Below are 13,034 nucleotides of genomic sequence, written 5' to 3'. Positions count from 1 at the left end.
GGGCGCACCAGTCAACAGGACAAGAACGACATCCTCCGGTACGCGACCGGTACGCCCCCTGCACCCCTTCAGACCAGCAGGTGGCCAAGGAAGATGTACGCCAGTCCGAAGTAGATGAAGACGCCCAGCAGATCCATGATCGAGGTGATCATCGGGGCGCTGAGCGTGGCCGGGTCGGTGCCCAGCCGGCGGGCGAGGAAGGGCAGCAGGCCGCCGATGATGCCGCCGAGTGCGGTGCAGGCGAGCATGCTGAGGCCGACGACCGTGAGCACGGCGGGGTCGAGGCCGCTCTTGCTGAAGTGCGCGAGCACGACCTCGAGTACGGCTACGCACACGCCGAGCGCGAGCGCCACCCCGGCCTCCCGGCGGATGACGAACCAGACGTCCTTCCACTGCATCCGCAGCTGGCCGAGCGCCATCGAGCGGATGACCAGGGTGGCGGCCTGGCTGCCGGTGTTGCCGCCCATGTCGACGATGGGGGCGATGAACGCGGCCAGCACGATCACCTCGGCGAGCATGTCCTCCTGCTTCGCGACGAAGGTGGAGGTGATCATGCCGAAGACGGTGAGGATCACCAGCCACAGCAGCCGGGTGCCGAAGATCCGCTTGAGCGGCGACTGGCGCAGGTCGAGGTCGGGGCCGCCGCCGAGGGCCACGGTGCCGCCGTAGCGGGCCAGTTGGGTGGCGTCCTGCTCCTTCTCCAAGTCCATGGCGTCGTCGACGGTGACGATGCCGATCATGTGGTCCTCCTCGTTGACCACGGGGACGGCGAGGAGGTCGTAGCGGCGGATGCTCGCCACCGCCTTCTCGTCGGGGTCGTCGGCCAGGACCTTGACCGGCTTGTGCACCACCAGGGTGGTGAGCGCGGCCCGCTCGTCGGCCAGCACCAGGTCGCGGAGGGAGAGCGTGCCGGTCAGCTTGCCGTCACGGTCGATGACGTAGATGACATAGATCGTCTCCTTGTCCGGCGCGGTGCCGCGGATGACGCGGAGCGCCTCGCCCGCGGTCAGGCCGGCGTCGATGGTGGCGTACTGCGAGGTGGCGGCCGAACCGGCGGTGCCCTCGGGGTAGTTGGAAAGCCGCAGGATGTCGTCGCGCTCGGCCTGGGAGAGCGACGGCAGCAGGCGGCGCTGGGCGTCCCGGTCCAGCCGGTTGTAGAGGTCGGCGCGCTCGTCGGCGGGCATCGCGGAGACCAGCCCGGTGACGGTGGCAGGGCGCAGTTCGGCCAGGACGGCGTCCTGCTGCTCGTCCGGCAGCGCGGTGAACAGCTTGGCCTGATCCTTCGCCGGGGCCGGCTGCAGCAGGTCGGCGATGTGCTCCGGGGCGCTGTCGCGCAGCGTGTCCGCCACGTCGGCCACCCGCGCATGGGCGAGCAGCCGGGTCAGCGCGGCGCCGTCAGGAGTGGAGAGAAGGGTACGGGTGTGAAAGGTGATGTCCTCGCGGATCATGGCAATACCTGAATTCTGCAAATGGGCATGCCTGGGTAAGGCATGGAGAAAAGCGTGAACTTCGGGATTCGGCGGAACTGCCGGAACTGCCACTCATGAACATCACCTCCTGCGGTCCGGGGCGCACGGGGGCGCCAGGGCATCACATGCGCAGGAGCGGAAAAGGCACCTCTCTCGACAGAGCTTTGGCACTGCACGGCGTAACCGTCGAGGCGGCAGCCACTTGGGCTCAACCCTTAGTCCGGGAGGAGCTGTCCTGACCCGGGGCGTCTTTCGACGTTTGGGGTCAGTGGCCTGTGTCCGTGCAGACGCCTCACCTAGCGAGGTGCATGCGGTATCCGACTTTAAGTGGATATCGCGAAACCCGTCAAATGCGGACGGTATGAATTCAGGGCGTACGGCGGCGCGGCGCCGGTCAGCGGCGCCGCCACCGCCGCCGGGCGCGGCTGAAGAACCAGCCGGCCGGGGGCTCGTCGGCGCGCCACGGCTGCGGCTCGGGGGCGTCGCGGCGCCAGCGGGCGGCGAGCATGCGGCTGCGGGCGGAGGACTCGGTGGTGGCCGCGGAGCGGACGAAGTCCTCGTCGAGTACGAGCTGGGCGAAGGGGTCGTTGTCCTTGTCGGCCCCTTCGCCACGGGGTTCCTTGATCATGATGCCGGTACCTCCTGTTCGGGTTGAACGCCTGATATGCCCGAGTGCGTTCCCGGCCGGTGCGCGCTGAGCGGTTTTCTCAGGCGTTTCTCACCTACGGGAGCCCGGCTTCGGCAGCGGGCGGGGGCGGGGGAGCGAGCGCGGCATCGGGGCGCGCTGCGGACGGTTCCGGTGCTGGTGCGGTACTCGCATGCTGTTTCCTCCTGGCTGCGACTGATGTACTCTCGGTGCAGTGGTTAGAACGTAGTACTGCACTCGCAGTGGTGTCAACACCCTTCCTAGGAGAATCCGAAAGATGCGCCAGAACCCCGCCCGCCGCACCGCGCTGCTCGACGCCGCCATCGAGGTGCTCGCCCGCGACGGCTCCCGCGGCCTCACCCTGCGCGCCGTGGACAAGGAGGCCGGCGTCCCCATCGGCACCACCACCAACTACTTCGCCAACCGCGCCGACCTCCTCCGCCAGGTCATGACCCGCACCGGCGAACGCCTCGCCCCCGACCCCGAAGCGCTCGCCGAGACGATGAAGGCGCCGCCGACCAAGGAGCTGGTCGCCGTCCTGCTGCGCCAGCTGGTCGACCGGATGCGTACGGACAAGGCCAGCCACCTCGCCATGCTGGAACTGCGCCTGGAGGCCACCCGCCGCCCCGAGCTGCAGGCCGACCTCACCAAGATCTTCGCGGCGATGCTCGAGGACAACATCCGCTGGCACCTCGACGCGGGCGGTCTCCCCGGCGACCACGACACGGTGCTGCTCCTCTACACCGCCATGCTCGGCGTGATCGTCGACGACCTGACGGTGCCGGGCCTGCTGGAGCCGTACGGCATCGACAACATCATCAAGGTCCTGGTGGACCGCACCGCCCCGGAAGCCGGGCGCTAGGGACCGCTAGGCTCGGGCCACATGAGTACAGACGAGAATGTGGCCCAGCTGCTGGTGCGCTGCCTCGAAGCCGAGGGAGTCGAGTACGTCTTCGGCATCCCCGGCGAGGAGAACATCCGCTTCGTCGACGCCCTCCACGCCTCCGACTCCATCTCGTACGTGCTCACCCGGCACGAGCAAGGCGCCTCCTTCATGGCCGAGATGTACGGCCGGATCACCGGCCGCGCCGGCGTCTGCTCCGCCACCCTCGGCCCCGGCGCCATCAACCTCCTCCTCGGCACCGCTGACGCCCAGACCAACTCCACGCCGGTCGTCGCCCTCGCCGCGCAGGGCGGCCTCGACCGGATACACAAGGAGTCGCACCAGGTCATCGACCTGCCCGCGATGTTCGACCCGGTCACCCACTGGTCGCAGGAGGTGCGCAGCGCCGGCGCCGTACCGGAAATGGTCCGGCAGGCCTTCAAGACCGCGCAGCGCGAACGCCCCGGCGCCGTCTTCCTCGCCCTCCCCGAGGACATCGAGGGCCAGGTCCCCGAGCCGCCCCTGCAGCCGCTGCCGATCAGCCACGTCTACCCGGAGGCCCCGTCCCCGACGCAGCTGGAGCGCGCCGCGCAGGTGCTGGCCGCCGCGCAGCGCCCGGTGCTGCTCGCGGGCCACGGCGCCGCGCGCTCGCACGCGGGTGCCGCGCTGATCCGCTTCGCCGAGAAGCTCAACGTGCCGGTGGCGACCACCTTCAATGCCAAGGGCGTCTTCCCCGACGACCACCCCAAGGCGCTGGGTGCGGTCGGCTTCATGCGCCATGACTACGCCAACTTCGGCTTCGACGAGGCCGACGTGCTGATCTGCGTCGGTTACGAGCTGCAGGAGTTCGACCCGGTCAAGATCAACCCGAAAGCCGACAAGAAGATCCTGCACCTCCACCACTTCCCCGCCGAGGTCGACGCCCGCTACCCGGTCTCCGTCGGCGTCCTCGGCGACCCCTCCGCCTCCCTCGACGCCCTCGCCGCGGCGGTGGACCGCCCGTACGAAACCGACTGCGACGACATCGCCATCCGCGGCCTGCTCACCAAGGAGCTCGACCGCGGCCGCGCGGACGGCAGCTTCCCGCTGCTGCCGCAGCGCGTCGTCGCCGACGTCCGCGAGGCGCTGGGCCGCGAGGACCTGGCCCTGGTCGACACCGGGGCCGGGAAGATGTGGATGGCCCGGCTCTATCCGACGTACGAGCCCAACACCTGCCTGATCTCCAACGGCCTGTCCACGATGGGCTTCGCCGTGCCGGGCGCGATCGGCGCGCACCTGGCGGTGGGCGGGGAGCGCAAGGTGCTGGCCGTGACGGGCGACGGCGCCTTCCTCATGAACTCCCAGGAGATCGAGACAGCGGTGCGCGAGCGCATCCCGATGACGGTCCTGGTGCTGGTCGACGACGAATACGGCCTGATCACCTGGAAGATGGAGCTGGAGATGGGCCGCCACTCCCACACCCGCTTCGACAACCCCGACCTCGTCGCGTACGCGGAGAGCTTCGGCGCCCGCGGCCACGCGATCAAGTCCGCGGACCAGCTGCTGCCGACGCTGCGCGAGGCCCTCGACCACGACGGCGTGGACGTCATCGCCTGCCCGGTCGACTACGCGGAGAACCTCGCCCTCACCAAGCGCCTGGGCGAGCTCGAGGAGCCGATCTGACGTGACCGGCGCGCCTCCCGTGATCGACGTCGTACGCGTCTTCTGCGCCCCCGACGGCGGGCACGGCAACGCGCTCGGCGTCGTACGGGAGGGCGCTGCGGTCCCCGGCGAGGCGGCGCGTCAGACGCTGGCCGGGAAGCTCGGCTACAGCGAGACGGTCTTCGTCGACGACCCCGAGCGCGGCGAGATCGACATCTATACGCCGACGCTGCGGCTGCCCTTCGCCGGGCATCCGTGCGTCGGTGCAGGCTGGCTGCTGGACGTGCCGGAGCTGGTGACGGCCGCCGGGGTCGTCGGGGTGCGCGTGGACGGCGAGTTCACGTGGATCGAGGCGCGCGCCGACTGGGCGCCGCGGCGGACGCTGCGGCGGTACGGGTCCGTGGCGGAGGTCGAGGCCCTTGAGGTGCCGCCGCCCGGCGAGTGGATCTACGCCTGGGCGTGGGCGGACGAGGCCGCGGGCCGCGTGCGGGCGCGCGCCTTCCCGGGGCGCGACGACGGCATCGACGAGGACGAGGCGACGGGCGCCGCGGCGATCATGCTGGCGCATGAGCTGGGCCGGGCGCTGAACATCACCCAGGGCCGCGGCTCCCAGCTGGTGGCCGCTCCCGGCCCGGGCGGGCTGGTGGAGCTGGGCGGTCGGGTGCGGTTGTCCGGCCCGGCGGGCATCTGAGTCCGGGAGCCCGGTGGGCGCCCGGTCTTCTTGAGCCCGGTGGCCCGGTGGCCCGGTGGCCCGGTGGGCGCTTGAGCCCGGCGCCCGGCCGCCCGCCGCGTTTGCCTCCACCCCCGGCTCACCGGGCCGCAGGCCCGATTGCTCGCAGCTGTGCCCGGTCCGACTCCCGCGTACGGATCTCCACCGGCAGCACCTCGTGCCGCGGGGTGGCGTACGGATCTTCGCTGCCGATGCGGCCGATGAGCACCTCCGCCGCCCGCGCGCCTATCTCCCGCCACGGCGGCACCGCCGCCACCCCGGCGAGGGGCAGCAGCTCGAACGGGCCCGCGTCCTCGGCCCCGGCGAGGTCCACGTCGTCGGGGATCCGCTTGCCGAGGGCCAGCAGGTCGTGCGCCGCGGTCGCGAGCACCGGGCCGTTGGCGCAGAGCAGCACGGTCGGCGGCTCCGGGCGCTCCAGCATCGTGGCCAGGAACGACCGCCGTTCCGCGTCGTCCATGTCCAGGTACGCCCGCAGCGCCATCAGGTCGGGCCGCACCGGGATGCGGTGGTCGCGCAGCGCCTGCAGGCAGCCCACTGACCGCTCGTGCACGCTGGTGCAGTCGTACTCCCCGTAGAGCGTGGCGATGTGGCGGTGGCCCCGCTTGATCAGCTCCTCGGTGAGGCGGTAGCCGGTGTCGTAGTGGTCGGGGTGCACCAAGTCGGCGGGGAAGCCCGGCAGATACCGGTCGAGCAGCACCGCGGGCACCCGGTGCCGGCGCAGCTCGCCGAGCGCGGCCAGCGGCCCGGGGCCCTGCCGCGGGTAGAGCAGCACCCCGCCCGCCCCCGCCTGAAGCGCCTGCCGCAGCGCGCGGTCCTCGTGCCCGGGGGAGGCGGTGGTGTCGGAGACGAAGAGCCGGTAGCCGAGCTCGTCGCAGGCCGCCCCCGCGCCCTTGAGGGTCTCCGACTGGTGCGGCCCCTCGCCGTGCATGACCAGCGCGATCGTGCGGTCGTCCGCCGCCCGCGGCAGCGCCTGCGGCTCGGGGCGCTGCGCCGCCTCGGCGACGAATGTGCCGCGCCCCCGCTGCCGTACGAGCACGCCCTCCTGCACCAGCTCGTTCAGCGCGCGCACGGCCGTGCCCATGCTGACCTCGAACCGGTCGCAGATCTCCCGCTGGGTGGTGAAGGGCGTGTCATGCCGGTACTCGCCACGCGCGATCATCGCCCGCAGCTCCTGCATGATGCGCTGGTACGCGGGGGTGGACGGGTCCTGGTCCATGACCACCTGAGCTCCCTACTAATACGCCGCTAATAGCGGCAGCATGCCATCTGGATGACTGGTTAACCAGTCGCTCGGCTCACCCCTTCAGCGCTCCGCTCTGCCCGGCCGCCCGCAGGAACTGCCGCTGGAAGAGCAGGAACAGCACCATCGGAATGATCACCGACATGAACAGCCCGGCCATCAGCAGGCTCAGCTCCGCCGTCTCCGACAGCCGCGGCAGCGCCACCGACAGCGGCTGCTTCTCCGCGTCCGGCAGCACCAGCATCGGCCACAGGAACTCCTTCCACCCGGTGACGAACGTCAGCAGCGCCGCCACCCCGACCACCGGCTTCGACATGGGCAGCACAATGTGCCAGAGGATCCGGTACGGGCCCGCCCCGTCCACCTTCGCCACCTCGAAGAGCTCGCGCGGCAGCTGGTCGAAGAAGCGCTTGACGACCAGGACGATGAAGGAGTTCGCGGCGGCCGGCAGCCACACCGCCCAGTAGCTGTTCAGCAGGTTGGTGCCGAGCAGCGGCACGTCGAGGACGGTGAGGTAGAGCGGCACGAGCACGACCACCGTCGGCACGAACAGGGTGGCCAGCACGGCGGCGTTGAGCACAGCCGCGTACCGCGGGCGCAGCACCGACAGCGCGTAGGCGCCGGTCAGCGCCACGACGAGCGTCAGCAGGCTGGAACCGCCCGCCACCCAGAAGGTGTTGGCGAGATACTTCCCGATCCGTACCGTCGACCACGCCTCGCCGAGGTTCGACCACGCCACCCCGCTCGGCCACAGCGCGAACGGCTCCCGCAGCGTGTCCTTCGTCGTCGACACCGCCGCCTTGCCCAGCCACAGCACCGGCCCGACGCAGGCGGTGAGCAGGGCGAGCAGCACGATGACGCGGCCGGCGCCCAGCGTGCCGCGGACCCCGGGCCGGTTCAGGTCGTGGGTGGACAGCACGCCCCGCTCGGTGCGGTCGGTCGTCATGTCGTACTCCAGCTCTTCGTGACCCGCAGATAGCCCGCGGACAGCAGGGACAGGACGGCGGCCAGCAGCAGGCTGAGGGCGGCCGCCGCGCCGAAGTCCCCCGATCGGAAGGCGTAGTTGTAGATCAGCAGCAGCAGGGTGGTGGTCGAGTTCTCCGGACCGCCGCCCGTCATCAGGAACGGCTCCGTGAACAGCTGGAAGGTCCCCACGATCTGCAGGAGCAGCAGCACCAGGATGACCCCGCGCAGCTGCGGCAGCGTGATGTGCCACACCCGCCGCCACGCCGAAGCCCCGTCCAGCTCGGCCGCCTCGTAGAGCTCGGTGCGCACCGACGCCAGCGCCGCGAGATAGATGATCGTCGCCGTCCCGAACTGCGCCCACGTCACATGCAGCACGATGCTGGGCATCGCCCAGTCCTGGTCCTGCAGCCAGGGGTACGGGCCGAGACCGGCCCAGCCCGCCACGGTGTTTAAGAGGCCGTCGGCGCCGGGCCCGTAGAAGAGCCGCCACAGCAGGATCGCCACCACCGGCGGCAGGATCACCGGCAGATACGCGAGCATGCTGAAGAGCGTCCGGCCGCGCTTCAGCTCCCCGATGAAGACGGCGAGCAGCAGCGGCAGCGGAAAGCCGATGACCAGCGCGAGCAGCACGAACCACGCGGTGTTGCCCGCCGCCGTCCACAGCAGCGGGTCGTTCAGCACGCGGTCGAAGTTGTCGAGGCCGACCCACTGGGCGGCGCCGGTGAAGTTGGTCTTCTGGAAGCTGAGGATCAGGCCGCGGACCACCGGCCACCACGCGAAGACCCCGAAGACGATCAGCAGCGGCGCCAGCAGCACCAGCGCGGCCGGGCCCTCGCCGCCGCGCAGCCAGGCGGCGGCGCGGCGGCGGGGGGACAGTGCGGGAGCGCTCATCCTCAGCCCGCCTGCAGCAGCTGATCGATCTTCGACTGGGCGTCGCCGAGCAGGGCGTCGACGTCGGCGTCCTTGCGGGTCAGCACGGCCTGCACCACCGTGTCGAGGGCCGCGTAGGTCTCCTGCGCCTTGTCGGCCGGCTCGGGGAGTACGGGCAGCTTGTCGACGCGGGAGAGGTACGGCTTGAACTGCTCGCGTGGGGCGTTGGCGTACGGCGCGATCCAGGCCTGGTACGTCGCGTCCTGCGCGCTGTCCACGACCGGCAGCTTCGGGCCGCCGACCGCGAGGCCGTCCGCCTTCGCCGCCTTGGCCTCGGCGACGGCCCGGTCCTTGTCCAGCCACTTCTGGAAGTGGCGGTACTCGACCCACTTCAGCGCGGCCAGCCGCTGCTCGGGGCTGGCGTCAGGACGGGCCACCGCCACCGCGCCGCCGCCGAGGGTGCCGTGCTCGCCGCCGTCCTGGGGGAGCGAGGTGACGCCGAAGGTCTTCGGGTCGAGGTCGAGGTTGGCGAACATCGGGTTGTACGCGTCGCCGCCGTCCATGTACATCCCGACCCGGCCGGCCGCGAACTTCTCCTGAATCCCCGCCTGGTTGAGCAGCACATCGCCGCCCATGCTCTGGTCCTGCCAGCGCATCTTCCGCAGCAGTTGCAGCGCCTTCTTCGCGGGCGCACCGTCGACGGCCGCCTTCTTGTCCTTGCCGCGGCCCACCTGGACCTTGCCGCCGAAGGCGTACGTCATGCCGGAGAACATCCAGCCGCCGGTGTTGTCGTTCGTCATCTGCAGATAGCCCGCCGCGTCGGTCTTCTCGCCGATCGTCTTCGCGGCCGTACGGACCTCATCCCAGGTGCGCGGCGGCCGGTCCGGATCGAGCCCGGCCTCCTCGAACAGCTCCCGGTTGTAGATCAGGCCCAGGCTGTAGGCCTCGACCGGGATGCCGAAGGTGCGGCCCTCGTCGTTCTGGGCGTTCTTCAGCAGGTTGCCGCGGATCGACCGGAAGGTCTTGATCTTCTTGACCTCGGCGCTGAGGTCGGCGACCTGGCCGCGGGCGATGAGGCTCTGCGGCTCGGTGTACGGGACCTCCATCGTCGTCGGCATCGTGCCGCCGGCCAGCATCGCGCTGAAGGTCTCCTGCTGCCAGACGGTCTCCTTCGGCTGCACCTTGATGTTGGGGTTGGCCTTCTGGAACGACTTGACCTGCGTCAGGAACTCCTTGCGCTTCTCCTTCTGGTCGGTCGGCGGCAGGTTGCCGACCGTGATCGTCACCTTCGCGTCCGGGTCGGCGGTGCCGCCCGTGCCGCCGCCGTCGCTGCACGCGGCCGCGCTGGTGAGGGCGAGCGCGCACAGCAGGGGCACGGCTCTGGTACGGCGCGGGCGCCGGGGTCGGTTCATGGTCGTCGTTCTCCGTTCGGGCGGACGGGTTCGATGACGCCAGAACCTAGAAATGACTAGTTAGCAAGTCAATACATCGAACAAAAACTGCAGTTGGCCTTGCTCATCTCGCGACTCCACCTCTAGCTTAACCAGTCATTGTCGACGAGATGAGGGGCAACGCATGCACGACGACCGCGAGTTGACCGAGCAGCGACTGGCCCGGGTGCTGCGCGAACGGCTGCGGCCTGCCATCCACCCGCACGCGTTGCCGCTGACGGTCGCGGCCTGGCACCCGGCCGGCGAGCCGGTGCCGCCGTCCGCCGCCCTTGCCGCGGCGTACGAGCCCTTCGCGCCGGGTGCGGCCTGGGGTCCGCCGTGGGGCACCTCATGGTTCCGGATGTCCGCGACCGTCCCGGCGGAGTGGGCCGGCCGGCCCGTCGAGGCGGTCGTCGACCTCGGCTTCGGCGACACGGTGCCGGGCTTCTCCGCCGAGGGCCTGGTGCACCGCCCCGACGGCACCCCGGTCAAGGGCATCCACCCGCGCAACCGCTGGATACCGGTCGCCGATCCGGCGTCCGGCGGCGAGGAGTTCCTGGTCTACGTGGAGGCCGCGGCCAACCCGCTCATCGAGGGCCCGGTCACGGCGCTCGGCGACAGCGAAACGGCGGGCGACCGCCCCCTCTACCGCCTCCGCCAGGCCGAGCTGGCCGTACGGGACGCGACCGTCTGGGAGCTGGTCCAGGACCTCGAAGTCCTCGACGGCCTGATGCGCGAGCTGCCCCGCGAGGAGCCCCGCCGCTGGGAGCTGCTCCGCGCCATCGGCCGCGCGCTGGACGCACTCGACCTGAAGGACATCGGCGGCTCGGCGGCAGCCGCCCGTACCGAACTGGCCCCCGCCCTCGCCGCCCCCGCGCACCACTCCGCGCACCGCGTCACCGCCGTCGGCCACGCCCACATCGACTCGGCCTGGCTGTGGCCGCTGCGCGAGACCGTCCGCAAGGTCGCCCGTACCACCGCCAACACCCTGGCGCTGATGGACGACCACCCCGAATACGTCTTCGCCATGTCGCAGGCCCAGCAGTACGCCTGGCTCAAGGAGCACCGGCCGCAGCTGTACGAGCGGGTCAAGAAGAAGGTCGCGGCCGGGCAGTTCGTCCCCGTCGGCGGGATGTGGGTGGAGTCGGACGTCAATCTGCCGGGCGGCGAGGCGCTGGCCCGGCAGCTCATCCACGGCAAGCGCTTCTTCCTGGAGGAGTTCGGGGTGGAGTGCGAGGAGGTGTGGCTGCCGGACTCCTTCGGCTACTCGGCGGCGCTGCCGCAGCTGATCGCGCTCGCCGGCGCCCGCTGGTTCCTCACCCAGAAGATCTCCTGGAACCAGACCAACCCCTTCCCGCACCACACCTTCCGCTGGGAGGGCCTGGACGGCACCCGGATCTTCAGCCACTTCCCGAGCGTCGACACGTACAACAGCGAGCTCTCCGGCGCCGAAATGGCGCACGCCGTCCGCGTCTTCCGCGACAAGGGCCCGGCGAGCCGCTCCCTCGCCCCCTTCGGCTACGGCGACGGGGGCGGCGGCGCCACCCGCGAGATGCTGGCGCGGGCGGCGCGGCTGCGCGACCTGGAGGGCTCGCCGCGGGTGGCGGTCGAGCCGCCGGCCCGCTTCTTCGCGGCGGCCGAGCGGGAGTATCCGGACGCGCCGGTCTGGGTCGGCGAGCTGTACTTCGAGCTGCACCGCGGCACCTACACCTCGCAGGCGGCGATGAAGCAGGGCAACCGGCGCTGCGAGCACCTGCTCCGCGAGGCCGAGCTGTGGGCGGCGACGGCGGCGGTAAGGACCGGCCACCCGTATCCGTACGAGCAGCTGGAACGGCTGTGGCGCACGGTGCTGCTGCACCAGTTCCACGACATCCTGCCCGGCTCCTCCATCGCCTGGGTGCACCGCGAGGCCCGGCAGACCTACGCCGACACCGCCGCCGAACTGACCGCGCTGGCCGGCGCGGCGCGCCGCGCCCTGACCGGCGCCGGAGACCGGCGGGTGGTGTTCAACGCGGCGCCGCACGCCCGCGGCGGCATCCCCGCCGGCGGGGCCGAGGTCGCCGCCGCCCCTGACAGCGGCGGCGACCCGGTCACCGCGACGGCGGCCGACGGCGGCTGGGTCCTGGACAACGGCCTGCTGCGGGTGACGGTCGACGGCCGCGGCCTGGTCTCATCCGTACGGCACCTGGCAAGCGGCCGCGAGGCGGTGGCCCCGGGGGCGGCGGCGAACCTCCTCCAGAGCCACCCCGACCTCCCCAACCGCTGGGACGCCTGGGACGTCGACGCCTTCTACCGCAACACCCGCACGGACCTGACCGACTTGGAGGGCCTCGACCTCGACGCCGGCCCCGACGCCGCGACCGTGCGCGTCGAGCGCCGCTTCGGGGCGGCCTCCGCGGTCATCCAGACGATCACCCTCGCCGCGGGCTCCGCGGTCGTCGACTTCACCGCCGAGGTCGACTGGCACGAGTCCGAGACCTTCCTCAAGGCCGCGTTCCCGCTGGACATCCGGGCCGCCGACTCGGCGGCCGAGACCCAGTTCGGGCATGTACGGCGGGCCACGCACACCAACACCACCTGGGAGGCAGCCAAGTTCGAGATCTGCGCCCACCGCTTCCTGCACCTGAGCGAGCCGGGCTGGGGCGCCGCGCTCGTCAACGACTCCACGTACGGCCACGACGTCACCCGCACCGTCCGCGAGACGGACGGCGGCACGACCACCACGGCCCGGCTGTCGCTGCTGCGCGCACCCCGCTTCCCGGACCCGGCCACCGACCAGGGCCGGCACACCTTCCGCTACGCCCTCGCCCCCGGCGCCGAGATCACCGACGCCGTGCGCGAGGGCTACCGGATCAACCTCCCGGAGCGGCACCTCACCGGCGCCGGTCCGGTATCCCCCCTGGTCACATCCTCCAACGACCAGGTCGTCATCGAGGCCGTCAAGCTCGCCGAGGACCGCTCCGGCGACGTCGTCGTCCGCCTCTACGAGTCGGCCGGCGGCCGCGCCACCACCCGGCTGACGACGAGCTTCACTCCGGCCTCGGCCGCCCGTACGGACCTCCTGGAGCGCCCGCAGGGCCCCGCCGACCTGGCCGAACTGACCCTCCGCCCCTTCGAGATCGTCACCCTGCGCCTGGCACGTCCCTGACCTTTCCGCGA

The 13,034-nt window shown here is 71.4% G+C and carries 10 protein-coding genes and 1 riboswitch; of the genes, 4 read left to right on the top strand and 6 right to left on the bottom strand.

Annotated elements, in window-relative coordinates:
- Positions 1–68: 68 nt before the first annotated feature.
- Positions 69–1,448: a magnesium transporter gene (gene mgtE / locus ACNNMR_RS21070; RefSeq protein WP_419996209.1), complete on the bottom strand. Its 1,380-nt coding sequence runs from the start codon at positions 1,446–1,448 to the stop codon at positions 69–71.
- A gap of 162 nt (positions 1,449–1,610) precedes the next feature.
- A riboswitch (M-box (ykoK) riboswitch) is annotated at positions 1,611–1,780 on the bottom strand.
- Positions 1,781–1,863: 83 nt separating this feature from the next.
- On the bottom strand, positions 1,864–2,097 hold the full coding sequence (locus ACNNMR_RS21065; protein ID WP_419996208.1) for a hypothetical protein: 234 nt from the start codon (positions 2,095–2,097) through the stop codon (positions 1,864–1,866).
- A 295-nt stretch (positions 2,098–2,392) separates the two neighbouring features.
- On the opposite strand from ACNNMR_RS21065, the gene ACNNMR_RS21060 reads away from it, so the two are divergent.
- The 3 genes from ACNNMR_RS21060 to ACNNMR_RS21050 are packed head-to-tail and all read left to right on the top strand — an operon-like array spanning position 2,393 to position 5,330.
- Positions 2,393–2,977 carry a TetR/AcrR family transcriptional regulator gene (locus ACNNMR_RS21060; RefSeq protein WP_419996207.1) on the top strand — a complete coding sequence of 195 codons (585 nt, stop codon included), beginning with the start codon at positions 2,393–2,395 and terminating at the stop codon, positions 2,975–2,977.
- Positions 2,978–2,998: 21 nt separating this feature from the next.
- A complete protein-coding gene (locus ACNNMR_RS21055) occupies positions 2,999–4,660 on the top strand; it encodes an acetolactate synthase large subunit (protein ID WP_419996206.1) in 1,662 nt (553 codons plus the stop codon).
- 1 nt (position 4,661) lies between these two features.
- Positions 4,662–5,330 (top strand): PhzF family phenazine biosynthesis protein, encoded by a 669-nt coding sequence (locus ACNNMR_RS21050; RefSeq protein WP_419996205.1) that lies wholly within the window; start codon positions 4,662–4,664, stop codon positions 5,328–5,330.
- Positions 5,331–5,448: 118 nt separating this feature from the next.
- Here ACNNMR_RS21050 and ACNNMR_RS21045 read toward each other — a convergent pair whose 3' ends face one another.
- The 4 genes from ACNNMR_RS21045 to ACNNMR_RS21030 all read right to left on the bottom strand — a co-directional run bounded on the left by ACNNMR_RS21045 (position 5,449) and on the right by ACNNMR_RS21030 (position 9,857).
- Complete coding sequence (locus ACNNMR_RS21045) at positions 5,449–6,585, bottom strand: LacI family DNA-binding transcriptional regulator (RefSeq protein WP_419996204.1); 1,137 nt, start codon at positions 6,583–6,585, stop codon at positions 5,449–5,451.
- Positions 6,586–6,664: 79 nt separating this feature from the next.
- On the bottom strand, positions 6,665–7,555 hold the full coding sequence (locus tag ACNNMR_RS21040; protein ID WP_419996203.1) for a carbohydrate ABC transporter permease: 891 nt from the start codon (positions 7,553–7,555) through the stop codon (positions 6,665–6,667).
- The gene (locus ACNNMR_RS21035; RefSeq protein WP_419996202.1) at positions 7,552–8,466 is read right to left on the bottom strand and encodes a carbohydrate ABC transporter permease; all 915 of its coding nucleotides are present in this window, start codon (positions 8,464–8,466) and stop codon (positions 7,552–7,554) included. The genes ACNNMR_RS21040 and ACNNMR_RS21035 overlap by 4 nt, the downstream gene beginning before the upstream one ends.
- Positions 8,467–8,468: 2 nt before the next feature.
- Positions 8,469–9,857 carry an ABC transporter substrate-binding protein gene (locus ACNNMR_RS21030; RefSeq protein WP_419996201.1) on the bottom strand — a complete coding sequence of 463 codons (1,389 nt, stop codon included), beginning with the start codon at positions 9,855–9,857 and terminating at the stop codon, positions 8,469–8,471.
- Between the two features lie 163 nt (positions 9,858–10,020).
- On the opposite strand from ACNNMR_RS21030, the gene ACNNMR_RS21025 reads away from it, so the two are divergent.
- Positions 10,021–13,023: an alpha-mannosidase gene (locus ACNNMR_RS21025; protein WP_419996200.1), complete on the top strand. Its 3,003-nt coding sequence runs from the start codon at positions 10,021–10,023 to the stop codon at positions 13,021–13,023.
- Positions 13,024–13,034 lie beyond the last annotated feature (11 nt).

The sequence above is a fragment of the Streptomyces boninensis genome (assembly GCF_048572725.1).
GTDB classification, from domain to species: domain Bacteria; phylum Actinomycetota; class Actinomycetes; order Streptomycetales; family Streptomycetaceae; genus Streptomyces; species Streptomyces boninensis.
The sequence above is the reverse complement of the archived record's forward strand: the minus strand, read 5'-3'. Positions and strand labels throughout refer to the sequence as shown.